This is a genomic window from Pseudomonas sp. GZJR-8 (assembly GCF_002916705.1).
Lineage (GTDB): Bacteria > Pseudomonadota > Gammaproteobacteria > Pseudomonadales > Pseudomonadaceae > Aquipseudomonas > Aquipseudomonas synxantha_A.
On sequence record NZ_JXSI01000003.1, the window covers coordinates 46,886 to 72,387 of the forward strand.

General features: G+C 61.8%; 18 protein-coding genes and 1 pseudogene. 11 read left to right on the forward strand and 8 right to left on the reverse strand.

The features are described from left to right. Nucleotides 1–16: 16 nt before the first annotated feature. The 3 genes from TK42_RS06555 to pbpC form a co-directional block, all read right to left on the reverse strand. Nucleotides 17–766 carry a methyltransferase gene (locus TK42_RS06555; RefSeq protein ID WP_078820191.1) on the reverse strand — a complete coding sequence of 250 codons (750 nt, stop codon included), beginning with the start codon at nucleotides 764–766 and terminating at the stop codon, nucleotides 17–19. Further along, on the reverse strand, nucleotides 759–1,067 hold the full coding sequence (locus tag TK42_RS06560; RefSeq protein WP_003188211.1) for a MazG-like family protein: 309 nt from the start codon (nucleotides 1,065–1,067) through the stop codon (nucleotides 759–761). Before TK42_RS06560 ends, TK42_RS06555 begins: the two co-directional genes overlap by 8 nt. Nucleotides 1,068–1,228: 161 nt before the next feature. Beyond that, nucleotides 1,229–3,559, reverse strand: coding sequence for a peptidoglycan glycosyltransferase PbpC (gene pbpC / locus TK42_RS06565; RefSeq protein WP_103733871.1), 2,331 nt, complete (start codon nucleotides 3,557–3,559; stop codon nucleotides 1,229–1,231). Nucleotides 3,560–3,649: 90 nt separating this feature from the next. Between pbpC and TK42_RS06570 the strand changes: the two genes are divergently transcribed. Continuing rightward, on the forward strand, nucleotides 3,650–3,943 hold the full coding sequence (locus tag TK42_RS06570; protein ID WP_005784417.1) for a hypothetical protein: 294 nt from the start codon (nucleotides 3,650–3,652) through the stop codon (nucleotides 3,941–3,943). Nucleotides 3,944–4,027: 84 nt separating this feature from the next. Here the strand turns inward: TK42_RS06570 and TK42_RS06575 are convergent, their stop codons facing one another. Further along, complete coding sequence (locus TK42_RS06575; RefSeq protein WP_103733872.1) at nucleotides 4,028–8,926, reverse strand: alpha-2-macroglobulin; 4,899 nt, start codon at nucleotides 8,924–8,926, stop codon at nucleotides 4,028–4,030. A gap of 298 nt (nucleotides 8,927–9,224) precedes the next feature. Here TK42_RS06575 and TK42_RS06580 point away from each other — a divergent pair, with 298 nt between their 5' ends. Then, entirely contained in the window at nucleotides 9,225–10,568 is a 1,344-nt protein-coding gene (locus TK42_RS06580) for an MATE family efflux transporter (RefSeq protein WP_103733873.1), read from the forward strand. A gap of 111 nt (nucleotides 10,569–10,679) precedes the next feature. Here TK42_RS06580 and speA read toward each other — a convergent pair whose 3' ends face one another. The 4 genes from speA to TK42_RS06600 all read right to left on the reverse strand — a co-directional run bounded on the left by speA (nucleotide 10,680) and on the right by TK42_RS06600 (nucleotide 14,896). Then, the gene (speA, locus tag TK42_RS06585) at nucleotides 10,680–12,593 is read right to left on the reverse strand and encodes an arginine decarboxylase (RefSeq protein WP_005784410.1); all 1,914 of its coding nucleotides are present in this window, start codon (nucleotides 12,591–12,593) and stop codon (nucleotides 10,680–10,682) included. Between the two features lie 142 nt (nucleotides 12,594–12,735). After that, nucleotides 12,736–13,107 carry a translation initiation factor Sui1 gene (locus TK42_RS06590; protein WP_103733874.1) on the reverse strand — a complete coding sequence of 124 codons (372 nt, stop codon included), beginning with the start codon at nucleotides 13,105–13,107 and terminating at the stop codon, nucleotides 12,736–12,738. Between the two features lie 182 nt (nucleotides 13,108–13,289). After that, complete coding sequence (locus tag TK42_RS06595) at nucleotides 13,290–13,826, reverse strand: NUDIX hydrolase (RefSeq protein WP_103733875.1); 537 nt, start codon at nucleotides 13,824–13,826, stop codon at nucleotides 13,290–13,292. A gap of 2 nt (nucleotides 13,827–13,828) precedes the next feature. Next, a complete protein-coding gene (locus tag TK42_RS06600; protein ID WP_003188197.1) occupies nucleotides 13,829–14,896 on the reverse strand; it encodes a DUF2333 family protein in 1,068 nt (355 codons plus the stop codon). A gap of 298 nt (nucleotides 14,897–15,194) precedes the next feature. Here TK42_RS06600 and TK42_RS06605 point away from each other — a divergent pair, with 298 nt between their 5' ends. From TK42_RS06605 to fis, 9 genes and pseudogenes are all read left to right on the forward strand, one after another. Then, nucleotides 15,195–16,865 carry a PleD family two-component system response regulator gene (locus TK42_RS06605; protein ID WP_005784403.1) on the forward strand — a complete coding sequence of 557 codons (1,671 nt, stop codon included), beginning with the start codon at nucleotides 15,195–15,197 and terminating at the stop codon, nucleotides 16,863–16,865. Nucleotides 16,866–18,364: 1,499 nt separating this feature from the next. Beyond that, nucleotides 18,365–18,880, forward strand: a pseudogene (locus tag TK42_RS27280) (methyl-accepting chemotaxis protein); the annotation flags it as partial. A gap of 296 nt (nucleotides 18,881–19,176) precedes the next feature. Then, on the forward strand, nucleotides 19,177–19,632 hold the full coding sequence (gene aroQ, locus TK42_RS06615; protein ID WP_032878109.1) for a type II 3-dehydroquinate dehydratase: 456 nt from the start codon (nucleotides 19,177–19,179) through the stop codon (nucleotides 19,630–19,632). A gap of 24 nt (nucleotides 19,633–19,656) precedes the next feature. After that, complete coding sequence (gene accB, locus TK42_RS06620) at nucleotides 19,657–20,115, forward strand: acetyl-CoA carboxylase biotin carboxyl carrier protein (protein WP_103733877.1); 459 nt, start codon at nucleotides 19,657–19,659, stop codon at nucleotides 20,113–20,115. 17 nt (nucleotides 20,116–20,132) lie between these two features. Continuing rightward, entirely contained in the window at nucleotides 20,133–21,494 is a 1,362-nt protein-coding gene (gene accC / locus TK42_RS06625) for an acetyl-CoA carboxylase biotin carboxylase subunit (protein ID WP_003188188.1), read from the forward strand. A 275-nt stretch (nucleotides 21,495–21,769) separates the two neighbouring features. After that, complete coding sequence (prmA, locus tag TK42_RS06630) at nucleotides 21,770–22,648, forward strand: 50S ribosomal protein L11 methyltransferase (RefSeq protein ID WP_032878110.1); 879 nt, start codon at nucleotides 21,770–21,772, stop codon at nucleotides 22,646–22,648. 30 nt (nucleotides 22,649–22,678) lie between these two features. Further along, on the forward strand, nucleotides 22,679–23,905 hold the full coding sequence (locus TK42_RS06635) for a DUF3426 domain-containing protein (RefSeq protein WP_103733878.1): 1,227 nt from the start codon (nucleotides 22,679–22,681) through the stop codon (nucleotides 23,903–23,905). Between the two features lie 185 nt (nucleotides 23,906–24,090). Continuing rightward, on the forward strand, nucleotides 24,091–25,104 hold the full coding sequence (gene dusB, locus TK42_RS06645) for a tRNA dihydrouridine synthase DusB (RefSeq protein WP_032878112.1): 1,014 nt from the start codon (nucleotides 24,091–24,093) through the stop codon (nucleotides 25,102–25,104). Next, nucleotides 25,101–25,421, forward strand: a complete 321-nt coding sequence (gene fis / locus TK42_RS06650) for a DNA-binding transcriptional regulator Fis (RefSeq protein ID WP_002555375.1) — start codon at nucleotides 25,101–25,103, stop codon at nucleotides 25,419–25,421. Before dusB ends, fis begins: the two co-directional genes overlap by 4 nt. Nucleotides 25,422–25,502 lie beyond the last annotated feature (81 nt).

Here is a 25,502-nt window from a genome sequence, read left to right on the forward strand (position 1 = left end):
CCGCAGACTGGGCCGCTTAAACCGGACGGCAGATCCAGTGCAAATAACGCCCAAGCCCGGCAAAGCTTGGGTGACGACGATGAGCGAGCTCCATCTCCAACAAGTCCTGCAAATCGGCGCGGGCCTGGAACTCCATCGGCATGTAGTCGTGAAACACCCGCACCCCACTCTGGCTTTCGACCTGCCACAACCCTTCGAGTTGCGCCGCCAATTCCCGAGGGTCGAGCGGTTGCTGCGGCGTGAGGCTCTGCTTTTCACCGGCCATGTCGTTCTTGCGCATTTTGCGAAAGTGGCCTTTGAGCAGGTTGCGGTAAATCAACGCATCGCGGTTGTAGAAAGCCAGGGACAACCAGCCGCCGGGCAGCGTCAACTGATGCAGCACCGGCAGGATGGCATGGGGTTCGGCCAACCATTCCAACACCGCGTGGCACAGCACCAGATCGTAAGGCTCGGTGAGTTGGCCGAGCAAGTCTTGCCATGGCGCATGAATAAACGTCGCACTTTGGCCGGCGTCGGCAAAACGTTGGCGCGCACCGTCGAGCATCGGCTCAGCGGGTTCAGCCAAGGTCACCTGGTGGCCGCGCTCGGCCAGCCACAGCGACATATGCCCCAGGCCCGCGCCGATATCCAGCACGCGCAACGGACGATCAGGCAACGCTTCAAGCAAGTCAGCCTGAAGCACCGCCAGGCGAATCGCGCCCTTGGCGCCGCCATAGATTTTCTCGGCAAAACGCGTGGCCAACTGGTCGAAATGACGATCACTCATGGGCAAACCGCCGCTCGCTGTCGGCCAACTTGGCACGCACCACTTCATTCATGTCCAGGCCCAGCTCACTGCACAGCAACAGCAAGTACAGCACGATGTCACCGACTTCCTGGCCCGCATGGGCGAGTTTATCGGCGGGAAGCTGGCGGGATTGGTCTTCAGTAAGCCATTGGAAGATTTCCACCAGTTCGGCCATTTCCACACTGGCGGCCATGGCCAGGTTTTTCGGGCTGTGGAACTGCTTCCAGTCGTTGGTATCGCGGATGCGGTGCAGGCGTTCGGTGAGGTGTTCGAGGTTCATTGGGGGGCTCCTGAATGGGTATAGCTTCAGGGGGATGGGGATTGAAGGCAAGTGAATAGCGGTGGTGTTCTCAAGGGCGCTATCGGGAGCAAGCCCCCTCCCACACTTTGATTTGTGAACACATTTCAAAATGTGGGAGGGGGCTTGCCCCCGATGAGGCCCTAATCAACCACGCTAAACTCGAGCCTGGCGGTTTGACCGGCCTCATCCAACACGCTGAGCTGATAGCGCCCCAGCCGCTCAAAACTGGCATTGATGCTGTCCTGATTGGCGCTGTCCCCCAACGGTGCGCCGTTGAGAAACCACCAGCGCCGACCGCTGCCGCCCAACGCGGAGATTTTCAGGCGCAAGGCTTGTTGGCTGGCCGCGGGCAGGCGCAACTGGTCGCCCTCGCGCACGCCCACAATGGACAATGGCGAAGCCGCAGCCAGCGCCGGTGGCGGGCAATCCGGGTCAGGCGCAGGAATGCGCGCTTCACGGCGCTCAACCCTTGGCAACCAGGGCTCCAGCGGCGCGGGCCACAGGGCAATATGCCTCGGCACCGCGCCAGGGCAATGGGCATCAACCCGCAAGCCCTTGGCATTGACCCAGATGCTCTCCATCAGCCCCACGCTCAAGGGTTGATCCAATGCCTGCAAGGTAGGCGGCGTAGTGTTGTCCAGGGTCCAGGCAAACCGCTGGCGCCGGCAATTGGGGTCACTGCGGGCCATGGGCTGGCCCAGCGGCCAACAGATTGCCGCCACGCCGATATTCGCCGGCACCGGTTTGACCGGGGCACTGATGCCGCGTTGGCTGTCGCGGTTGGTCAGCACGTCATGCACCTGCAGCATCAACGGCGCCGCCGACGCCAGGCCGAACTGGCCCGGCACGGGTGTGCCATCGGGCCTGCCAATCCAGACGCCGATCAAATAACGCGGGCCCACGCCAATCGCCCAGGCATCGCGAAAGCCATAGCTGGTGCCGGTTTTCCACGCCAGCACCGGGCGTTGCACCAACTCGGCACGCGGGTCGCGGTCGGGCCGTGCCTGGCCGCTGAGGATGCGCCGCACAATCCACGCAGCCCCCGGCGACAGCAAAGGCCGCTCCCTGAGCGCGTCCTCCGGCTGTAGTCGCAACGTCGCGCTTTTGCCATCACGGGCCAAGGCGCTGTAGCCGCTCACCAGGTCCTCCAGGCGACTGCCCGCGCCGCCGAGGATCAGCGCCAGGTTCGGCTCGGCCAGCGCCGGCAGCGCCAACGGCATGCCGCCGATGCGCATCTGTGCGGCAAAGCGCTTGGGCCCGTAGGCTTCCAACAGTTGCACCGCCGGCAGGTTCAACGAGCTGGACAGCGCCGTGCTCGCCGGCACCGCCCCGGTAAAGCCCATGGAAAAGTTGCCCGGCCGATAATCGCCGTAACGCCGGGGCACGTCCTGCAACAGGGACTCGGAGTGAATCAGGCCGTCGTCCAACGCCATGCCATACAGGAAAGGCTTCAGGGTCGAACCGGGCGAGCGCAGCGCACTGATCATGTCCACATGGCCAAAACGCTTGGTGTCGTTGATATCCACCGAGCCCAGGTAGGCGCGCACTGCCATGCTTTCCTCTTCCACCACCAGAATCGCTGCCGAGGTGTGTTCCGGCAGGCGTGCACGCCAACCCAGCAGGAGGTCTTCGAGGCGGCGTTGCAGGGTGGCGTCCAGGGTGGTGCGAATCAGCGGCGGGCTGTCGGCGCGGTTCAGACGCCGCGCCAGCAACGGCGCCAGGCTCGGTTCCAGGCGCGGGGCGAGCAGCAGCGGTTCTTCCAGGGCTTCATCGACCGCAGGCTGCGGCCACACCTGGAATTCGGCGAGGCGGCGCAGCACTTTGTCGCGGGCCTCCTGGGCACGTTGCGGATGACGGTCCGGACGCAAGCGACTGGGCGCCTGGGGCAATACCGCGAGCAAGGCGGCTTCGGCGTGGGTCAGTTGTGAGGGCGACTTGCCCAGATACGCCCAACTCGCCGCTGCCACGCCCTGCAGCGTGCCGCCGAAGGGCGCACGATTGAGGTAAAGGTTGAGGATTTCGTCCTTGGACAGGTGCCACTCCAACTGCGCGGTACGCCACAGTTGACGCAACTTGCCATGCAGGGTGCGTGAATGCGGGTCGAGCAAACGCGCCACCTGCATCGACAAGGTACTGCCGCCGGACACCACCCGTGCACCGGTCAGGTTTTGCCAGGTCGCGCGTACCAGCGCCAGCGGGTTTACCCCGGGGTGTTGGTAAAACCAGCGGTCTTCGTAAGTGAGCAGCGCGTCGAGATAATACGGCGACACCTCGCGCGTCTGCACCGGGTAGCGCCATACGCCGTTGGCATCGGCGAATCGCCACAGCGGCGTGCCATCTTCGGCCAGCACCACACGGGCCAGGTCGTCCTGGGGCAGGGGCAATGGCCAGATACGATCGGCCAGCCATAGCACGGCGATTACCAACAGCAGGCTCGCCAGGGTCCAGCGGGCAACAAAACGCAAATTCAAGCGGCTAAACCTCTATGCTTGTAGGGAACTAGCCTGTCGCAATAACGACCAAAGGCTCAGTTACGCCCACCTTCTTATCAGGACACGCACATGCAGGTAGAAAGCTTTTTCGAATGGTTGGGCCAGGCGCTCGGCTCCGTCATCCGCTTTATCGTCGATGGCCTGAGCGGGTTGTTCGGGGCCTTGACCCACGCTGGCGGCAACTTTATCGATGGCTTGTCGCGCACCTTGGGCATGGACACCTCGATCATCAGCATCATCACCCTGATCGTCGGGTTGCTCTTCTTGTACTCGGCGGTACGCGCCTTTATGCGGGCCTCGATCATCGTGGGCATCATCTGGCTGCTGCTGGGCCTGTGGTTGCTGAGCTGGGTTGTGCACTGATTTATCTGACAGCCCCAATCCCTTGTGGGAGGGAGCAAGCCCCCTCCCACAAGAGTCCCCCACTTCAACTTCAGCGATCAGCAATCAGCGGCCCTTGATCACCATATCCCCCGGCGTCTCGCCCACCGCCTGCCAGTTCGGCCGATACATCGACTCCACTTGCGGCGGCGGCACGCGATAGGTGCCAGGCGTCACTGCGCGTGCCAGGTACAGCAAGTGCGTGGTGCCGTAGCCGTCCAGGTTCATCGCCGCCACATAGCGATCATCCCTGAACTCCTGATGCTTGAGCGATGCGTTCTGCATCGACTCGCGCCATTCTTTCACCTGGCTGCTGGCGTTCTCAAGGCTCGCCGCGCTTTGTGCCAGGTTCTGGTTTTCCAGCTCCAGGCCGGCGGGCAGCAGGTCTACCACCAGGGCATCCGGCACGCGTTGCTTGGCACTGACGGCCAGGTGCACCAGCACCAGGTCACCGCTGTCGAGGCTGCGCAGGTTCAACGGCTGGCCGTTCATGCCCAGGTATTCGCGGCGAATGCTCAGGTTCTCGCCGCCCGCTGCCGGTGGCAGTTGTGGGTAACCTGAAATAGTCAGCTGCTGGTAAACGGGGGTCTGGCCCTGATTGCTCAGGCTCAGGTCGCTGGATAGCAGCTTTTCATCCAGTTGCAGCGTGGACTGCTGGTTGTTCAGCTCCCGCGCCCCGCCACTGCCGGTCAGCGACACCTGCCAGTCAGCCTCCGGCTTGGCGAAACCGAGCCGCCCGGCCAGGAACAGCGAGTTGCGCTCCTGGGTCGACAGATACGGGCTGGCCGCCAACTGGTCCGACAAGGTAAACAGGCGCTCTTCACGTTTGCCCTTGGCCAAGTCGTTTTCCTCCAGCAGCGCCAGGATCATCGCCTGATCGCGCAATGGGCTGCCGTAGTCGGCCAGCCATTCCTTGGCACTGCGCTGCGCCGCCAAACCGGCGAGCAAGGCCTGATCGGCACGCGGCTGGTCGCCCATTTTTTGCAAGGCGATGGCCAACTGCACCAATGGCAAGCCGGAGCGCGCATCACTGCGGCGTTCGAACAGGCTGCGCAAGGCACCCAACGGCGCCTGCTGACTGCGCGCCAGCACCATGCCGGCGTAGGCCTGTACGGCAAAACGCGTGTGCTCGGCGTTGTCGCTGTAGTCGACTTCAATCAGGTTGCGTTCCTGCACATACCGCAGCAGCCGCTCGCTGGCCTTCTTCAAGGCTTCAGGCGGTACGGCAAACCCCTGGTCGCGGGCGCGCAGCAGGAAGTCGGTGACATAGGCGGTCAGCCAATATTCTTCCTCGCCGTCAGCGCCCCACAAGCCAAAGCTGCCGTTGTAGCGCTGCATCCCCAGCAGGCGTTCGATGCCCAACTCGATCTTGCGCTTGCGCTCGGCATCCGGTTCGCCCTTGATGCTCAGGCGCTTGAGCAGCGCATCATCGGCATAGAGCGACGGGTACAAGCCGCTGGCGGTTTGTTCCAGGCAGCCATAGGGGTAGGCCTTGAGCGCACTGATCTGTGCACCAAGGTTCAACGGCGGCCGGCTCGACAGGCTCAACAGCGCCTCACGCCCCGAGGCATCGAACTGATCGAGCGTGCCCGCCGGCAGGCTCCACGGCTGATCCTTGAGCACAGCGCGGTAATGCTTGAGCAAGGCCGGGTACGCCGGGCGCACGCCCAGGGTCCATTCGCGGCTGAACGGCGGCAGGTTTTCCCCCGGCAGGTCCAGGCCATTGACGGTGACCTTGACCTTGCCCTGGCCGAGACCGCCCCAGGCTTTTACCGGAATACGCAGGGTGGTGCGCTGGCCTTGCTTGAGCTCAACCGATTGCGCGCCGCCGTTGACCAGTTCCAACTGCCCTTGCGCGGTCAATTGCACATCGAGTTTCTGCGCCTTGCCCGACAGGTTGGAGAGGTCCAGGGCCAAGGTGGTCTGGTCGCCTCCGGCCAGGAAGCGCGGCGCCGACAGCTCGGCAATCAGCGGTGCGGCGATGACCGTCTTGCCCTCGGCCATGCCATAGCGATCATCGCTCCAGGCCTGGGCCATCAGGCGCAGTTCGCCGTTGAAGTCGGGGATATTGACGCTGACTTCGCCCTCGCCTTTGTCGTTCAGGGTCACCGGCGCGCTTTGCAGGGCAACGATGGTCACGCTGGTGTCCGGGCGCTTGCCGCCTTTGGCCAACGCCGCGTCACCGCCAAATGCCAGGCTGGCGAGGCGCCCCTGGCCGGCTTCGATCAACTGGCCGTAGATGTCGAACTGGTCGACGCCATAGGCTTTGCGGCCGAACAGGCTGGAATACGGATCAGGCGTGGGGTATTCGGTGATATTGAGGATGCCCACATCCACCGCCGCCAGCAGCACATGCACCTGTTGGGGCACGCTGCCATCGGCGTTTTTGGCGGCGATCTTCACCGTCAGAGGTTGTTTGGGGCGCATTTTTTCCGGTGCAGTGAGGGTCAGGCCGAGTTTGCGCTGGGTACGATCCAGCGGCAGGTGCAACAGGCCCACGGCACGTTTGGGGGTGATATTGGCTTTGCGCTCGCCGGGGCGAATCACCAGGGCGCTCACATACAGATCATGGCGCGACCATTTCGGGTCGAGCTTCACCGCAAAGCTTTTGCCTTCGGCCGGTACGTCGATCTCCTGCCACCACAGCGGGCCTTCGGCGGATTCCACCAAGAGGTAGCCTTTACCGGCAGCCGGTGGCGTGACGGTGACATTGGCGGTGTCGCCATCGCCATAGGCCGGTTTATCCAACGCCAGCTTGACCTGGTCGGGGCGCACGGCGCCGCCTTCGGTGTTGTCTTGGGCCTGGTAGCCGGCCCAGAAGCGCACGCTGCTGACCAGTCCGGTCTGCGGGTCTTCCACCTCGACACGGTACGGGCCCCACTCCACCTGGAAGCTGACCTTGGCGGTGTCGCCGGCCTTGATGTTCAGGCTCTGCTCATCGAGGTTGAGGAATTTCTCGTTGAAGTGATAGCTCCAGCCATCGTTCTCCGAGTAGTTCCAGTAGTAGTCACGGCGCTCACGCACCAGGCGCACCTTGAGGTTTTGCGCAGCTAGTTTCTGACCGTCCTGGTTGGCCACCAGCACTTCGAATTCCACCGGGCCATCGCCATTGGTTTCCTTGCCGTCAAACAACCCGCGCAGGCCCGGTAATTGCTCGGCCGGCCAGATCGGCTGCACCAAGCGTCGGGTGATGGGCCGCCCGCCGGACTCTTGCAGGCTGGCTTGCACAATCAGTTGCAACGGGGATTTGGCCTCGGCCCATTTGCTTTCCAGGGTCAGCGCTTGCTCGCCGTTGGCGTCGAGTACGCTTTCGTCCAGTTCGAAATCCTGGCTCAGCTCTTCTTCAGTGACGGAACCGAACTGGTACCCCGGCAAGGATTTGACCGCCTCACGCAGCGGGCGCACATAGACCTGGCCGCTGACCCGATTGCCGGATGCCGGTGCGCCGTACAGATAGCGCCCATTGACCTGAATGACCGGGTTCTCCGCCGGGCTCAGTGCGGTTTCACTGCCCTTGAGTTCCAGTGCCAGGCGTTCGGGCAGGAAGTCTTCGACGAGGAATTCATACAGTTGCGGCTTGCCGTCACCCAGGTCAAATACCAACTGCCAGCGCCCGGTCGGTGCTTCGCCGGCCAGTTGCAGCGCGTATTGATACAGGCCGGAGGCATCAGCATCCCACACAAACTTGCGGCTCACCTGTTCATCCGGACGACGCACCTCGACGCTCACCGGCTGCGGCTTGACCGCGTTGCCATCCTTGTCGCGCAACAGCGCATTGAGCAGCACGGTTTCGCCGGGGCGATACAGGTCACGCGGGCCGAACACAAAGAACTGCAGCGGGTGGGACGGCTGCCCGCCGATATCGAACTCGGCCAAATCCAGCGCGGCGCTGTCCAGGCGCAACAGGCTGGTCTGCTCGCCTTGTTTGGCCAGCAACACCTGGGCTTTTTTCGGCAGTGGCAGCTCGGCGTGACCACCGTCTTCAGTCTTGCCCTGGCCGAGTACGCGGCCTTCCGCATCGAGGATTTCCAGTTCGACGCCGTTCAGTGCCTTGCCGCCTTCCAACGCTTGGGTAAACACATCCAGGCGATTGGCATAACGGTGCACCGACAGGCCGATGTCACTCAAGGTAAACAGCGTGGCCGGTTGCGAATAGTTGTAGGTGCCCGAGGCACGCATCACCGCCAGGTACACGCCCGGCTGCTGCAATTGCTTGAGGCCGGCAATCGGCAGCAGCAGGGTTTCGCGAGTGTTGCGTGCCGGGTTCAGGTCGAAACGCCCACCGTAGACCAGCTCGGCCATTGGCAGCAGTTCACGGGACTCATAGCTTTGCAGACTGGTATTGCGCCCCCACTGCGCCAGGAACGACGGCAGGGATTCGGGCTTGATGCGGAAGAATTCGACGTCGATCTTGTCGACGTTCAGCGCGATCACCGGCAGGCCCTCGGCCAGGCGCGTCGGCAGCAACGTGCCACGGCTGGCGAAGCCGACGGTGGCTTGCAGGTCGCGCGTTTCCAGGCGGGCGCTGTATTCGGCGGGGAGGGTGTTGCCGTTGACTGCCTTCACCCCGGCGTCCACGGTCAGCACCAACTTGCGCTGCGGCTCCAGGTGGCGCAGGCGCAACTCCATTAGGTTATCGGAAAGCTCCCAGGCGCCATCGACCTTGCCGGACTTGCTGTCCACCAAGTGCAGCTTGTCGGCGAACTTCTGATCCGGGTCCAGAGGAATGGAAAAACTCACCGACAAGGTGCTGGCCCCGTCCAACTGCACCTCGGACACGTCCACCACGCTTAACTCGCGCCCGGCATAGCGCTGCTTCAGCGCCGCCACGTCGACCGCCGCCTTGGCGGGTTTGGGCACTACGCTTGCCGCGGCGGGTGCCGTCGGTGCAGCGGGCTTATCGGAAGAATCACAGGCGCTCAGCAGGGCCAGCGCACAAGCGAGGAACAGTCCTTTGTTAAGCATGGGGCACTCGTAGTCAGAGGGAACCGAGGGGTGAACTATATATCAGCGCCGCGCTGGCTGCTGCGGTGCCGGTCACATTGACCGACGGAGGGAAGTTTGGTTCTGGGTGCCTTCCGGGCTAAACCAAATCCCACAAACAATGCAGTTCAAAATGTGGGAGGGGGCTTGCTCCCGATGGCGGTGTATCAGGTTAGAAATTCCTGGCCGATTCACCGCAATCGGGGGCAAGCCCCCTCCCACATGGATCTGCGGCGTGATGGGTGGACGGGTACAATGCCCGCTCCACCAAGGAGCCTTCATGACCGCCCTGCTTGCCGACTGGCGCCACCGCCCCACCCATCGCCGCGTCTGGGCCCTGGCCGCGCCGATGATCCTGTCGAATATCTCCGTGCCGCTGGTAGCCCTGGTCGACAGCATGGTCATCGGCCACCTGCCCCACGCCCATCAACTGGGCGCCGTGGCCGTCGGTGCCAGCCTGTATACCTTCCTGGCCTGGGCCATGGGTTTCCTGCGCATGGGCTCCACCGGGTTTGCCGCCCAGGCCGCCGGGCGCAAGGATGGCGCGGCGCTGCGGCAAATCCTGTTGCAAGGCTTGCTGCTGGCGCTGGGGCTGGCGATGTTACTGGGCACGGTCGGTATTCCCCTGAGCCATCTGGCTTTGGAATGGATGCAGCCCTCCCCTGAACTGAACCAACTGACCCGCGAATTCTTCCACACCCGCCTGTTCGGCCTGCCCGCCGCCCTTGCCAGCTATGCGCTGGTCGGTTGGTTCCTCGGCACACAGAATGCGCGGGCGCCGCTGGCGATTCTGCTGACCACCAACCTGGTCAACATTGCGCTTAACCTGTGGTTTGTACTCGGCCTGGACTGGGGCGTGGTCGGCTCCGCCCGCGCCTCGGTGATCGCGGAGTGGACCGGCGCGCTGCTCGGCCTGGCACTCACGCAAAAAGCCCTGCGCGCCTATCCCGGGCATATCGCCTGGGCCGCGCTGAAACTGTGGCAAAGCTGGCGCCCGCTGCTGGCAGTGAACCGCGATATCTTTATTCGCAGCCTCGCCTTGCAGTCAGTGTTTTTCATGATCACGGTGCAAGGTGCACGGCTGGGGGACGCCACCGTTGCAGCCAATGCGCTGCTGCTCAATGGCCTGTTGCTGACGGCCCATGCGCTGGATGGCCTGGCTCACGCCGTCGAAGCCCTGTGCGGGCACGCCATTGGCGCCCATGACCGCCAGGCGTTGCGCCGCTCGCTGGTGGTTGCCTGCGGCTGGTCGCTGATCGCCAGCATCGGTTTCGCCCTGTTGTTCACCTTCGGCGGCCATCTGTTTATCGCTATGCAAACGGATATTCCCAGTGTGCGCGAAACCGCCGATATCTACCTGCCCTACCTTGCGGTACTGCCGTTGATAGCGGTGTGGAGTTATTTGCTCGATGGACTGTTTATCGGCGCAACGCGGGCGCGGGAGATGCGCAATGGGATGTTGCTGACGGTGCTGTTGGTGCTGCCGATTGCCTGGGCATTGCAGGGGCTGGGTAACCACGGGCTGTGGGTAACCTTCCTGCTGTTCATGGCGGTACGCAGCCTGACACTCTGGGCGATCGCCTGGCGCTTGAATCGGCAAGGGCTGTGGCTGGGAGCAAACTGAAGGAATGCAGATCCAAATGTGGGAGGGGGCTTGCTCCCGATAGCTGAGTGTCAGTCAACAGATTCATTGACTGATCCACCGCTATCGGGAGCAAGCCCCCTCCCACATATATTACGAGGACAGGTACGAAGAACGGGTCAAGCCCAGGCGCAACGCATCCAGGAACTGGGTACGCTCCGACGCGGAGATCTTCGCACTCGCACACTTGTCGCGGTAATGCGTCATCAACTCCTCCGGCGACAAGTGCACATAGCGCAGCATGTCTTCGATGGTGTCGTGGGTCTCGATCCCGGCGCTGTACACCGAACCGTCTTCACGCTGGTAGATGTTCACCGAGTCGGTGTCACCGAACAGGTTGTGCATGTCGCCCAGGATCTCCTGATACGCGCCGACCAGGAAGATACCCAGCAGGTAGTCTTCACCTTCGTTCAAGCCGTGCACCGGCAGGCTGGTCTCGATGCTCTGCTCGTCGACGTACTGCTTGATCTTGCCGTCGGAGTCGCAGGTCAGGTCTTGCAGCACGGCACGGCGCAGCGGCTCTTCGTCGAGGCGGTGCAGCGGCAGGATCGGCAGGACCTGGCCGATGGCCCAGGTGTCCGGCAGGCTCTGGAACACCGAGAAGTTGCAGATGTACTTGTCGGCCAACTTGTCGTTGAGCTCGTCCAGCACCTGGCGATGCGAACGCTGGCGGGCTTTCAACGAGTTGTGCAGGCGGCGGCACACGGCGAAGTAGCACTGTTCGGCCAGGGCTTTTTCGGCCAGGGTCAGTTTGCCGTCGGCGTACTGGGTGGCCACGTCGCTCATGTAGTGGGTGGCGCGCCAGTAGGTTTCGGTGACCATTTCGATGTCGGTCGGACCGAGCAGGTCCACCAGCCATTGCACGGTTTCCGGCAGGCTTTCCTTGTTTTCAATGGTCGGGATTTCGTCGTTGTGCTTCTCGACATCAGTGACTTGCACCACCAGCATGGCGTGGTGGGCGGTCAGGGAGCGACCGCTTTCAGAGAAGATGTTCGGGTGCGGCAGGCTCTGCGCATCGCAGAATTCCTTGAGCATGCCCACGACCACGCCGGCGTAGTCGTCCATGTCGTAGTTGATCGAGCTGGCGTTACGCGAGTGGGTACCGTCGTAGTCCACGCCCAGGCCGCCGCCGACGTCGATGTGGTCCACCGGCAGGCCGAGGTTGCGCAGTTCGCCGTAGTAACGAATAGCTTCCTTGAACCCGTGCTGGTAGTCGGCCAGGTTGGCGATCTGCGAACCCATGTGGAAGTGCAGCAGGCGGATGCCCTGGTCCAGGCCGGCCGCGCGGAAACGCTCGACCACCGACAGCAACTGCGCCGCCGACAAGCCGAACTTGGATTTCTCGCCACCGGTGTCCGCCCACTTGCTCGATGCCAGGGAAGACAGGCGCACACGCAGACCCACCTGAGGCTTGACCTTGAGGCTGGCGGCCTCTTCGATCACCAGCCCGACCTCGGATTCTTTCTCGATCACGATAAATACGTTGTGACCAAGCTTCTGACCCATCAACGCCAGGCGGATGAACTCGCGGTCCTTGTAACCGTTGCAGACGATCGTGCCACCCTTCGGCGCCAGGGCCAACACGGCCAGCAGCTCGGGCTTGGAGCCCGCTTCCAGGCCGATGGAAACGTTCTGGGTGGCGATGATGTTCTCGATCACCGCTTCCTGCTGGTTCACCTTGATCGGGTACAACGCGGTGTACTTGCTCTGGTATTCCAGGCGTTCGATATTCGAATCGAAGGCGCCGGTGAGTTGGCGTACACGGTCTTGCAGTATGTCGGGGAAACGCACCAGCAGCGGCAACGACAGGCCGCTTTTACGCAGTTGATCGACCTGCTCGTACAAATCGACCGGCGTGCTGTTCGGACCGTTGGGGCGGACTTCTACGCGACCGGCTTCATTGATCGCGAAATAACCGGCCCCCCAATGGCGGATCCCGTAAACACTGCGGCTGTCCGCAACTGTCCATTGGCTGCCATCGTCTTTGCGTGTGCGTCGTACGGACATCGAAGTCCCCTATAAATGAAGGCGAAGGCGCCACCTCAAGCGGAGGCTGGCGCAGTCTAAAGAATGAAAATGACGATTTGCCTGCAAGAAGGTCAGACCCCACTCGCAGGACAGAGTTTAGCCACAGGTTGGGAAGAGGCTTTCAGCCACCGGACTTCTTGGCCTTGTAACCGAGCTTGATCAACTCGGCCAACAGCAGTTCGACGTGATCACCCTGAATCTCGATGACCCCGTCTTTCAACGCACCACCGGTGCCGCAGCGCTTTTTCAGCGTGGTGGCCAGCTCCTTGAGGGCATCTTCGGCCAGGGGCACGCCGGTGATGATAGTCACCGTTTTGCCGCCACGGCCTTTGCTCTCGCGGCGTACGCGGGCAATGCCATCGCCTTCGGGGATCAGGGTCTGTTTGCAGGTACACGAATCCACGGGCTGACGACAGTCCGGGCAGTGTCGACCTGCGTCGGTGGAAAATACCAGGCCACCAAGGGCGGCGAAGGATGCGGCTTTTTTGGCCACCGGCAATCCTCTTGGGAGGATGAAGACTGATCGGCGCCGCAAAGGGCGGTGACCGACCGCGAAGCCCCACTCAGGCAGGGGCAGCGCTACCGAACCGCTAATGTGGTTCGGGTGAAAAGGCGCGCAGTGTAACGGCAAAAAGCGAAGTTGCTAAGAGCCAAATGGCGCCAATTTATGCAACTTTAGCGACGTGAGGCGAGATAGCGCCGCAGACCTTCTTGAGCATCCGGGCAATAGGGCTTTTGCTCGGCCTCGGCAAGCACCGTTTCGAGGGGCAGAAAGCGTGCATCCATGACCTCTTCAGGCTGCAAACACAACGGGCCGTCCCATACGGCAGAGTAGGAAGTGCACCACAGGCGGCTGTCACCATCTTCAAAGTAAAAATGATCGTGCTCGACCAACTCCACTCCACTTACGCCCAGCTCTTCGGCCAATTCTCGCTGTGCCGACAGGGCATAGCTTTCCCCCGCCGCCACCATGCCGCCAGCCGCCGTATCCCAGAACCCCGGATACAGGGCCTTGCTCAAGGTGCGCCGATGCACACACAGCTCGCCCTTGGAATTGAACAGAAAGATAAAGGTGCAACGGCCAATCAGGCCGCGCTGGCGCAGGTCGGACCTGACCAGGTGGCCGAGCAGCTTGTCCTGCTCGTCGACCCAGCAGATCAGTTCAGCATCGGAGGCCGCACGGTGTTCGGCCTCCTTTTGAGTAGCGTCCATCATCAACCCTGGTTGAGGAGCTGACGCAAGTCGATCACTGCAGCGTTTGCCCGGGAAATATAGTTGGCCATCACCAACGAATGGTTCGCCAGTACCCCGAAGCCACTGCCGTTAAGAATCATGGGACTCCACACCGGCTCCTGCGAGGCCTCCAGCTCACGAATGATCTGGCGCACGCTGACGGTGGCGTTTTTCTTGGCCAGCACGTCGGCAAAGTCGACTTCGATGGCGCGCAGCAGATGGGACAAGGCCCATGCCTGGCCACGGGCTTCGTAGAACACGTTATCGATCTGCATCCATGGGGTTTCCACCACTTCTTCATCGACTTGCGGCACTTCGCCCGGCGCCAGCGCCTCGGTTTTGAGCGCGGTGTTCAGTTTGACGCGGCCGACGCTGGCCGACAGGCGCTGGGACAGCGAGCCCAGACGGGTCGCCACATCGCCCAGCCAGTTGTTCAGGTTGTCGGCACGCGCGTAAAACAGTGCGCCGCGCTGGTTCGGGTCAGACAGGCGCGCTTCGTAGCGGCTCAGGGAGTTGATGCCTTCCTGGTATTCCGACTCGCTCGAAGGCAGCACCCAGCTCTTGTTATCGAAGTTAAACCGCGGTTCGGCCTTGGCCAGGTCCGCGTCTTCAGCCGACTGCGACTGGGAGCGAGCGAAGTCTTTGCGCAGTGCGCGGGTCAGGTCACGCACCTGCACCAGCACGCCATATTCCCAGCTCGGCATGTTGTCCATCCACAAGCCCGGCGGGAAACGGTCGTTGGAGATGTAGCCGCCAGGCTTGTTCAGCAAGGTGCCGACCACGGTCTTGAGGGTTTCGACCGTGGTGTAGCCCACGACCATCTGCTTGCCTTCCTTCTCGGCGGCAAGCTGGGCGTTCTGCTGGACCGGAAACAGCGCCGGCTCCTGGCTCCAGTACCAACCCAGGCCACCGGTGACCAGCAGGTACAGGCCGATAATGCTGAGCAAAGCCCGGCTCATCAGCAAGTTGCGAAAATAGCTGCGGTTGGCCGACTTGGGCTCAGGGGCGGGGCCTTTGGCACTGCCTTCACGGTTTTTCCAGTCCAGCATGGCGATATCCTTTCAATCACTTGAGTTCATGCACGTCAATTGTCCGGGTGCGTTCAGACACTCCGACCACAACCCTACCCCATCGTGCCCATCGTTGCGGGGCTTTTACGCGAAAGTGGCGCACAAGCAAGGTTGGACTATAAAGGATGCACGCTTTTTACGCTGCGCGACCCGCGGGTCAATAACTGAATATCCGGCACGCAGACTTAATTGACGTATGACACTCATGCAACAGAAAAGAGGTGCTAGCATAGAGCCATCAGTCGACCTCAGCATGCACCCTCACAGTAGTCAGGATATGACCGAGTCAGAAGACCCTAGCCGCGAGCGTCTCAAGCAGCATTTTGCCCAGCGGGTAATTCATCAGGCACGTCAAATTCTTGAGATCTGGCAGCGCCTGCAGCGCGGCGAATGGTCGAACGCCGACTTTTCCGAACTCAGCGAAGCCAACCTGCGCCTGCAGCGCTTCGCCGAGCGTTTTGAACAGCCCGAACACCGCCAACTGGCCCAGCATATTGGCCAAACCCTCCAGGCGGTGGACGAAAACCGTGGCCGTTTGAGCAGCCAACTGATCACCGAACTCAACCGCTTGATGCAGCGCCTGTCGCGCACCGGCCTGCGTCAGGGTGACCAGCTTGAGCAAACCCTGCTGCCACCGATGCGCAAACCGATCTACGTGATGCTGGCCGACCACGACCGCGCCGAGCGCCTGGCCAAGCAGCTGGAATTCTTTGGCCTGAGTGCCCAATCCCTGGACAGCGTCGCGGCTTTTCACACGGCCATGGCCGAGCGCCTGCCGTCAGCCATCGTCATGGACGTGGACTTTTGCGGCCCCGGCCTGGGCCTCACCCTCGCCGCGCAAGCCCAGGAGGGCCTGGAGCAAAAGCTGCCGCTGTTGTTTTTCAGCCTGCACGAAACCGACACGCCCACGCGCCTGGCCGCCGTGCGCGCCGGAGGTGAGGAGTTCCTGACCGGCACGCTGGAGGCTTCGAGCCTGCTGGAAAAGATCGAAGTGCTGACCTGCGTTGCCCAGTACGAACCGTACAAAGTGCTGATCATTGACGACTCGCGGGCCCAGGCGCTGCACACCGAGCGCCTGCTCAACAGCGCCGGGATTGTCACGCGCACCTTGATCGAACCGATCCAGGCCATGGCCGAACTGGCGGATTTCCAGCCCGACCTGATCATCCTCGACATGTATATGCCCGCCTGTACCGGCACCGAACTGGCCAAGGTGATTCGCCACAACGACCGTTACGTCAGCGTGCCGATCATCTACCTGTCGGCCGAAGACGACCTGGACAAACAGCTGGACGCGATGAGCGAAGGCGGCGATGACTTCCTGACCAAACCGATCAAGCCGCGCCACCTGATCACCACCGTGCGCAACCGCGCAGCGCGTGCGCGCAACTTGAAGGCGCGGATGGTGCGCGACAGCCTGACCGGGCTGTACAACCATACGCATATCCTGCAATTGCTCGAAGACTGCAGCTTTCGCGCCCGCCGCGAGAACAAGCCATTGAGCTTTGCGATGCTGGATATCGACCACTTCAAACGAGTCAATGACAGCCACGGCCACCCCATGGGCGACCGGGTGATCAAGAGCCTGGCGCTGTTTCTCAAGCAGCGCCTGCGCAAGACCGACTACATCGGCCGTTATGGCGGTGAAGAGTTTGCCATCGTGATGCCCGACACCGACGTGGAATCGGCCTGCAAGGTACTGGACGACATTCGGCGGCGCTTTGCAGAAATCCACTACCCCGCCCAACCGCAGGATTTGTGGTGCACCTTCAGTGCCGGCCTGGTGGAGTTGTGTGACGGGTGCGACAGCCTGACGATGGCCGCCCAGGCTGACGAAGCGCTATACCTTGCCAAGGACGCCGGACGCAACCGCGTGCAAGCCGCGCGCGCATCAAAGCAAAGTGCCATCTTTTCACCGGAATCCACCGAATCGGTCATAACTCTGTAACGCAAGCGCAATAACTTCAGGCACTTATCTTTTGCCGTCGGTTGAAACCCCGCATGCGCCTCAAGCTGCTGACCAATTTCAATACCCTTCTGCTGGTGGCCGTATGCCTGGCCCTCGGGGCGACGCTGTGGTGGTCGCAACGGGCGCTGGAGCGGCCTTATTTATTGATGGAGCGCTACCTGGGCCTGTCCCAGGGTTTTCAAAACCAGGCAGCGCGCAATATCGACGACTACCTGGCCAGCGGCGATGCCCTGCGCCTGAGCAGCGCCAGTCAAAGCCTGGAGAGCCTGTTGCAGCAACTCGCGCAATTGCCGGCCGAGTTAGCGCAAACCCTGCACCCCAGCCTTGCGGACCTGGAAACCTTCAGTAAGACCGACCTGCTGGCGGCAGGCAAGCTGGCCGGCGACCCGCAAGCACTGTTGGTTCAGGCCGAGCGCGAACTGGGCGCAAACCTGGAGCAACTGAGCCAGTACGCCAGCGGCGTCAACTCCACAGACGCAGCACGCTACCTGCCTCCCCTGCTGACCGCCTCGCAGCATCTGGGCAAATTGTCCCTGGCCCGCGACAAGCTGGTGAGCAGCGGCCGCGCCGAGCTGGCCGACGAGGTGGAGCGCGAGATTGCCACCATGCGCACCCAGGCCGACCTGTTGGCGCAGTTGCCATTGCTTGGGGTAAAGGCCAGCGCCGAATCCAACGTTGACGATTTCTCCGCGTTGATGGGCCTGGAAAACACCGAAAAAACCGCAGCCCAGGACACCGGCGTCGACCTCAAGCGCGAGCTCAACAGCCTGTTGACCCGCTACCCCGCCGAACTCCAGCGCACCCGCGAGCAGATCCAGCAGCGCGCCGACCTCGCCGCTGCCACCCACCTGAAGATCGCCAACGTGCAACAGGCCATCGCCGGCCTGGAGCCGGTAGTGCGTGCACAGCACGCCAGAATCCAGGGCGAGGTGCGTGTGCTGCAAGGCGTAATGATCGGCCTGATCCTGTTGATCGCACTGCTGATCGACACGCTGCAACGGCGCCTGGCACGGGTGCTGACCAATCTGGCACCGGCCTTGTCGACCTGGGCCGAAGGTAATTTCAGCCAGCCGATAGCCCTGGGCAAGACCAACCATGAACTGCACGCTATCGAAGCCTCCCTGAACCGCCTGCGCGCCTATCTGGTGGGCCTGGTAGGCACTATTCGCGGGAATGCCGAAGCAGTGGCCGGCAGCAGCCGCGCCCTCGCCGAACTGAGCAGCGGCCTGCACGACGGCGCCGAGCGTCAGGCCGGCGACACCGCGCAAATCCGTGACTCCCTGGGTGAACTGGAAGCCACCATCCAGCAAGTGGCCGGGGATGCCAGCCAGGCTGCCGGCGCCAGTCGCAGTGCAGGCTTTGCTGTGGAGCAAGGCCAGCGCGTAATCGGCCTGAGCCTGACCGGGTTGCACGCCTTGGTGGGCGAAGTGCAGCAAAATGCGCAGATGATCGAGAAACTCGCGGAAGAATCCGCCACCATCGGCGGCGTGCTGACCGTGATTCGCTCGATTGCCGAGCAGACCAACTTGCTGGCGCTCAATGCCGCTATCGAGGCGGCTCGCGCCGGTGAAGCCGGGCGCGGCTTCGCGGTGGTGGCCGATGAAGTACGTTCCCTGGCCCAGCGCACCGCTGGCGCTACTGCCGAAATCCAGGGCCTGATCGCCGGCCTGCAAACCGCCGCCCATCAATCGGTACAAGGCATGCGCGCCCAGGTTGAACACGCCGAAGCCACCGCCCAGCAAGCCCAGGCAGCAGATGGTGCGCTGGATGAAATCGTCGGCGCGATCCAGACGATTTCCGAGACGGCGGTACGCATTGCCGATGTGACTGCGCAGCAAAGTGGGGCCGTGAGTGAGATTCGCGATAACAGTGAGCGGATTCACCAGCTGGGTGAGGATAACTTGCTGCGCATAGGCCAGGGCCGTAGCCAGGGTGAGCACCTGTTGGTGCTCGGAGGGCAACTCAACACTGCCGTACAAGCCTTCCGCGTCTGACCCGCTCTCCCGCCCTATGGAGATCAAATGTGGGAGGGGGCTTGCTCCCGATTACAGTGTGTCAGTCTCAATACCTGTAGCTGATCCACCGCTATCGGGAGCAAGCCCCCTCCCACATTTGATCTTCAGTGGATTCAAGACCGTGTTCAGCATGACCGGATTCCGGGCCACAGTCACAAATTTCGCGCAATCCTCGCTAATCGTGCCGCCTACTGCATAGAACTGGACAGTCACAAAGCCTTTGCGGCATAGTCGCCGGGTTCTGCCGCACCCCTACCAATAACAAGGAACAGCCGATGGCGACCTTACTGGTTCTTCATGGACCCAACCTGAACCTGCTTGGCACCCGCGAACCGGGCGTCTACGGGGCAGTGACCCTCGACCAGATCAACCTCGACCTGGAAAGACGGGCCCGTGAAGCCGGCCACCATCTGCTCTACCTGCAAAGCAATGCCGAGTATGAATTGATTGATCGCATCCACGCCGCGCGTAACGAAGGCGTGGACTTTATCCTGATCAATCCCGCCGCTTTTACGCATACAAGCGTTGCATTACGTGACGCGCTGCTGGCGGTGAGCATCCCATTCATCGAAGTGCATTTATCGAACGTGCACAAACGCGAAGCTTTCCGCCATCACTCTTACTTCTCCGATGTAGCGGTAGGAGTGATCTGCGGCCTTGGCGCCAGCGGTTACCGACTGGCCCTGGAGGCCGCCCTGGAACACGTTGAAGAACAGGCTAAACGCCCCTGACCGACCCTTGGGAGTTGATGATTCATGGATATCCGTAAAGTTAAGAAACTGATCGAACTGCTGGAAGAATCCGGTATCGACGAGCTGGAAATCAAGGAAGGCGAAGAGTCCGTACGGATCAGCCGTCACAGCAAGACCCCGGCCCAACAGTTCTACGCACCGCAGATGCAAGCACCGGCTCCTGCCGCTGCTCCGGTCGCCGCCCCTGCTGTCGCTGCTCCTTCTGCGCCAGCCGCGCCTGTTCTGGAAGGTACAGTCATAAGGTCGCCAATGGTTGGCACCTTCTACCGTACCCCAGCACCGACTTCGCCAGCATTTGTTGAAGTGGGCAAGGTCGTCAAGAAAGGTGACACCCTTTGCATCGTTGAAGCGATGAAGATGATGAACCACATTGAGGCTGAACAAAGCGGCACTATCACAGCCATCCTGGTAGAAAACGGTCAGCCGGTTGAGTTCGACCAGCCGCTGTTCACCATCGTTTGAACCGCGGAGCGCCTTCGATGTTGAAACCTGCGAAGAAACTGCAAAAAGTCCTGATCGCCAACCGCGGCGAGATCGCGCTGCGTATCCTGCGCGCCTGTAAGGAAGAGGGCATCAAGACCGTCGCTGTTTACTCGACGGCCGATACCGAATTGATGCACGTGAAACTGGCGGACGAAAGCATCTGCATCGGCCCGCCACTGGCCACGAACTCGTACCTGAAAGTCTCGAACATCATCGCTGCCGCAGAAGTGACCGGCGCTGATGGCATCCACCCGGGCTACGGCTTCCTCGCGGAAAACGCCGACTTCGCCGAACAGGTGGAAAAATCCGGGTTTGCCTTCATCGGCCCCAAAGCCGAAACCATTCGCCTGATGGGCGACAAGGTCTCGGCCAAGGACGCCATGATTGCAGCGGGCGTGCCGACCGTTCCAGGCTCCGACGGCCCACTGCCTGAAGACGAGGAAACCGCTCTGCGCATTGGTCGCGAAGTCGGTTACCCGGTGATCATCAAGGCCGCCGGTGGCGGTGGTGGTCGCGGTATGCGCGTGGTGCACAAGGAAGAAGACCTGATCGAAGCCGCCAAGCAGACCCGCTCCGAAGCGGGCGCCTGGTTCGGCAACCCGATGGTCTACCTGGAGAAGTACCTGACCAACCCACGTCACGTGGAAGTCCAGGTGCTGTCCGACGGCCAGGGCCACGCCATCCACCTGGGCGACCGCGATTGCTCGCTGCAACGTCGTCACCAGAAAGTGTTGGAAGAAGCCCCGGCACCGGGCCTCGACGAAAAAGCCCGCCAGGAAGTCCTGGCACGCTGCGTCAAGGCGTGCATCGACATCAACTACCGTGGCGCCGGTACCTTCGAGTTCCTCTACGAGAACGGTCGCTTCTACTTCATCGAGATGAACACTCGTGTGCAGGTAGAGCATCCGGTTTCGGAGATGGTCACCGGTATCGACATCGTCAAGGAGATGCTGAGCATCGCCGCCGGTAACGTGCTGTCCTTCACCCAGGACGACGTGAAGATGCACGGCCACTCCCTGGAGTGCCGCATCAACGCCGAAGACCCGAAAACCTTTATCCCAAGCCCTGGCCTGGTCAAGCATTTCCACGCGCCCGGCGGCAACGGCGTACGTGTGGATTCGCACCTGTACAGCGGCTACAAGGTTCCGTCCAACTACGACTCGCTGATCGGCAAGCTGATCACCTGGGGCGCGACCCGCGACGAGGCCATGGCCCGTATGCGCAACGCCCTGGACGAAATCGTGGTCGACGGCATCAAGACCAACATCCCGCTGCATCGGGACCTGGTTCGCGATGAGGGCTTCTGCGAGGGTGGTGTGAACATTCACTACCTGGAACACAAGCTGGCCAACCAGTAAGTGCTCCACCCAACAAAGCCGCCTTCGGGCGGCTTTGTTGTTTCTGCCCCCCAGCTTTCAGGCCATACACAGTACAAATGTGGGAGGGGGCTTGCCCCCGATTGCAGTGTGTCAGCCTCAGTATCTGTAATTGATCCACCGCTATCGGGGGCAAGCCCCCTCCCACATTTGGTCCGCATTCATTCAGTAATGTCGTCTTATGCTGCCCGCTCGCGTAAACTTGCGCGCTTTCGCGGCCTACTCGCTGCACATTCATTTTTTCAAAGGTGCCCGCCATGCCTTGGCTGCAAGTCCGTCTCGCCATCAGCCCAGAACAAGCCGAAACCTACGAAGACGCTTTCCTCGAAGTGGGCGCTGTGTCGGTGACCTTCATGGACGCCGAAGACCAGCCGATCTTCGAGCCGGAACTCAACACCACGCCGCTGTGGTCCCACACCCACCTGCTGGCCCTGTTCGAAGACGGCACCGATGCCGCCGCCGTACTGGCCCATATGGAACTGCTCACCGGCGGCCCGCTGCCCGAGCATCACAGCGAAGTCATCGAAGACCAGGACTGGGAACGCAGCTGGATGGATAACTTCCAGCCCATGCGCTTCGGCCAGCGCCTGTGGATCGTGCCAAGCTGGCACGCTGCTCCCGAGCCAGACGCCGTCAACCTGCTGCTGGACCCGGGCCTGGCGTTCGGCACCGGCACCCACCCCACCACCGCCCTGTGCCTGGAATGGCTGGACGGCCAGGACCTGACCGACAGCAACGTACTGGACTTCGGCTGCGGCTCCGGGATCCTGGCGATTGCCGCGCTGCTGCTGGGCGCCAAGGAGGCCGTGGGCACCGATATCGACGTGCAGGCCCTGGAAGCCTCCCGCGATAACGCCGGGCGTAATAACATCGCTGAAGGCAAATTCCCACTCTATCTGCCTGAAGATCTGCCCCAGGTACAGGCCGATGTGCTGGTCGCCAATATCCTCGCCGGGCCGCTGGTGTCGCTGGCACCGCAACTGTCGAGCCTGGTCAAGCCGGGTGGGCGCCTGGCGCTGTCGGGTATCCTCGCCGAGCAAGGTGAAGAAGTGGCTGCGGCCTACGCCAGGGATTTCGAGCTGGACCCGATCGCCAACCGTGATGGCTGGGTACGCATCAGCGGTCGTCGGCGCTAGAATGAGCGCTTGTCTGAATCGGATGGCCGCATGACCGACAGTTTCGTCACCCAGTGCCCGCATTGCCAAGCCCGCTTCCGTGTCAACCACGCTCAGTTGAGCGTGGCCCGTGGCGTGGTGCGCTGCGGCTCGTGCCTGCAAGTGTTCAACGCCGCTCGCCAGTTGCTGGAGCAGCGCGCCCAAGTGTCGGCAGCCGAACCTGAACTGGCCGCTGTGGTTGAGCCAACGCCTGACCCCCCGCGAGCCATCAGCCAGAAACAGTGGACAGCCCAGGAGCTGGACCTGGACAACCTGGACCTGGACGAAGAACTGGCCAAGCTCGAGCGCCGCGATATTCAGCACACTCAACCCCAGGGCGCGGAGCGTCGGCAACCCGGCACCGATCGTCGGCACAAGGAAGACACCCTCAGCGCCAGCCGCGACACGGTCAAGGCCGAGGAAGAACAATGGGCCGCCAGCCTGTTCAGCGAGCCCGCGCAAGAGCGCGCAGGCGGCGACGAAGACGAGCCTGAACCAAGCAATACCCGGCAGCGCACCGAACCGTCCATGTCGCTGCACAGCGAAACCATCGACGACGAGCCAACCCTGCTCTCGCCCCTGCATGACGACGAGCCCGACCCGCCCTTCACGCCCCTGACCCCAGCGGCAGAAGAAGCCGATGAACGCCCGCAATCACGGCGTAAACGCCCACGCACCGAGGCCAGCGTGCACGACGCCGTGCTCCAGGACCTTGAAGACGACCCGCTGCACCTCTATGCGCAGAAACGTCCGTCGGGCTGGGGCCGCCGCCTGATCTGGATCCTGCTGGTGCTGATCACCGCCGCCGGCCTGGCAGGCCAGTACATCGCCTACCAATTCGACGAACTGGCCCGTCAGGACGCCTACCGTCCGTGGTTCCAGCAGCTGTGCCCGAAATTGGGTTGCACCGTGCCATCGCGGGTCGATATCGCCCATATCAAGAGCAGCAACCTGGTGGTACGCAGCCACCCGGAGTTCGCCGGTGCGCTGGTGGTGGATGCGATCCTCTATAACCGCGCAACCTTTTCCCAGCCGTTCCCGCTGCTGGAACTGCGTTTTGCAGATTTGAACGGCAGCCTGATCGCCAGTCGTCGCTTCAAACCCGCCGAATATCTGAGCGGCGAGTTGGCTGGCGTCAGCGAAATGCCTTCGCAGACACCGATCCACATTTCCCTGGACATCCTTGATCCCGGCAACAAAGCCGTGAACTACAGCCTGAGCTTCCACTCGCCCGAGTGAAACGCCACGCCCGAAGAGGTTTGACGGCGGATTATTGACTTGACCGACGTCAACCAAACCGGTGGCGATAAAAAAATAACTGTTCAGATTTTATCCAATTCAGCCTTTAACCCGTCATCGAGAGCGGGTATCATGCCAACCCTTTTTCGAACTCTAATGATCCGGCCCCACAACAGGGAAGTCCTATGTCGGCGGTACGCATCGGCCCATATACATTGCAGAACGGCTTGATCCTCGCCCCGATGGCGGGTGTCACCGATCAGCCCTTTCGTCAGCTGTGCAAGCGTTTGGGCGCGGGTCTAGTAGTCTCTGAAATGGTTACCAGCGACATGAGTTTGTGGAACACCCGCAAATCGCGGATGCGCATGATCCACGAAGGTGATCCCGAGCCACGCTCGGTACAGATCGCCGGGGGTGATGCGCAGATGCTGGCGGATGCGGCCCGGGCCAATGTGGAGTTGGGTGCACAGATCATTGATATCAACATGGGCTGCCCGGCCAAGAAGGTCTGCAACAAGGCCGCCGGTTCCGCCCTGTTGAAAGATGAGCAGTTGGTCGCCGAGATCCTGCAGGCCGTCGTTGGCGCAGTCGATGTGCCGGTGACCCTGAAGATTCGTACCGGTTGGGACCGGGACAACAAAAATGGCCTCACAGTGGCAAAGATCGCTGAACAGGCCGGGATTACAGCGCTGGCGGTGCATGGCCGTACCCGCGCCGACCTTTATACCGGTGAAGCCGAGTACGACACCATTGCCGCGATCAAGCAGGCCGTGTCGATGCCGGTATTTGCCAATGGCGACATCGACTGCGCCGAGAAAGCCCGGCGTGTGCTGCACGCAACCGGTGCCGACGGATTGTTGATTGGCCGGGCCGCCCAGGGGCGACCGTGGATTTTTCGCGAGATCGAGCATTTCCTGCGCACTGGTGAAGTCTTGCCGGCGCCGGAGTTGGTCGAAGTGGAACGTATTCTGCTGGAGCATCTGGCCGCCCTGCACGCCTTCTATGGGGATGTGATGGGCGTACGCATTGCTCGCAAGCATGTCGGCTGGTATCTCGCCACCTTGCCGGGCGCCAAGGAATTTCGCGCTCAGTTCAATCGTTTGGATGAAACGCAGGCACAGGTCGCCACCGTTCGTGAGTTCTTCGCCGAACGTGACAAGAGCCTGGGAACAGGGGATGGAAAAGGGGTGGCCGCATGACGATGATGACCGAGACTTTAGTGAGTGGAACAACACCCGTGAGCGACAACGTCAATTTGAAACAGCACCTCAACACGCCCAGCGAAGAAGGCCAGACCCTTCGCGGGAGTGTCGAGAAAGCGCTGCACAATTATTTCGCCCACCTTGAGGGTGCTTCCGTCACGGACGTGTACAACCTGGTGCTCTCCGAAGTCGAGGCGCCCTTGCTCGAAAGCGTGATGAACTACGTCAAGGGCAACCAGACCAAAGCCAGTGAGCTGCTGGGCCTCAACCGTGGCACCTTGCGCAAAAAGCTCAAGCAGTACGATTTGCTGTAAGCATTCAATCAAACCAGAAAGGCGCCCGCGTAAAACCGGTCGCCTTTTTTGCTGACTCCTTTGCTTTTGATGGAAATTGAA

What these genes read in the sequence shown, in the direction of transcription:
- TK42_RS06555 (WP_078820191.1), bottom strand. Translation starts at nt 766, where the DNA reads ATGAGTGATCGTCATTTCGACCAGTTGGCCACGCGTTTTGCCGAGAAA.
- TK42_RS06560 (WP_003188211.1), bottom strand. Translation starts at nt 1,067, where the DNA reads ATGAACCTCGAACACCTCACCGAACGCCTGCACCGCATCCGCGATACC.
- TK42_RS06570 (WP_005784417.1), top strand. Translation starts at nt 3,650, where the DNA reads ATGCAGGTAGAAAGCTTTTTCGAATGGTTGGGCCAGGCGCTCGGCTCC.
- TK42_RS06575 (WP_103733872.1), bottom strand. Translation starts at nt 8,926, where the DNA reads ATGCTTAACAAAGGACTGTTCCTCGCTTGTGCGCTGGCCCTGCTGAGC.
- TK42_RS06580 (WP_103733873.1), top strand. Translation starts at nt 9,225, where the DNA reads ATGACCGCCCTGCTTGCCGACTGGCGCCACCGCCCCACCCATCGCCGC.
- speA (WP_005784410.1), bottom strand. Translation starts at nt 12,593, where the DNA reads ATGTCCGTACGACGCACACGCAAAGACGATGGCAGCCAATGGACAGTT.
- TK42_RS06595 (WP_103733875.1), bottom strand. Translation starts at nt 13,826, where the DNA reads ATGGACGCTACTCAAAAGGAGGCCGAACACCGTGCGGCCTCCGATGCT.
- TK42_RS06600 (WP_003188197.1), bottom strand. Translation starts at nt 14,896, where the DNA reads ATGCTGGACTGGAAAAACCGTGAAGGCAGTGCCAAAGGCCCCGCCCCT.
- TK42_RS06605 (WP_005784403.1), top strand. Translation starts at nt 15,195, where the DNA reads ATGACCGAGTCAGAAGACCCTAGCCGCGAGCGTCTCAAGCAGCATTTT.
- aroQ (WP_032878109.1), top strand. Translation starts at nt 19,177, where the DNA reads ATGGCGACCTTACTGGTTCTTCATGGACCCAACCTGAACCTGCTTGGC.
- accB (WP_103733877.1), top strand. Translation starts at nt 19,657, where the DNA reads ATGGATATCCGTAAAGTTAAGAAACTGATCGAACTGCTGGAAGAATCC.
- accC (WP_003188188.1), top strand. Translation starts at nt 20,133, where the DNA reads ATGTTGAAACCTGCGAAGAAACTGCAAAAAGTCCTGATCGCCAACCGC.
- prmA (WP_032878110.1), top strand. Translation starts at nt 21,770, where the DNA reads ATGCCTTGGCTGCAAGTCCGTCTCGCCATCAGCCCAGAACAAGCCGAA.
- TK42_RS06635 (WP_103733878.1), top strand. Translation starts at nt 22,679, where the DNA reads ATGACCGACAGTTTCGTCACCCAGTGCCCGCATTGCCAAGCCCGCTTC.
- dusB (WP_032878112.1), top strand. Translation starts at nt 24,091, where the DNA reads ATGTCGGCGGTACGCATCGGCCCATATACATTGCAGAACGGCTTGATC.
- fis (WP_002555375.1), top strand. Translation starts at nt 25,101, where the DNA reads ATGACGATGATGACCGAGACTTTAGTGAGTGGAACAACACCCGTGAGC.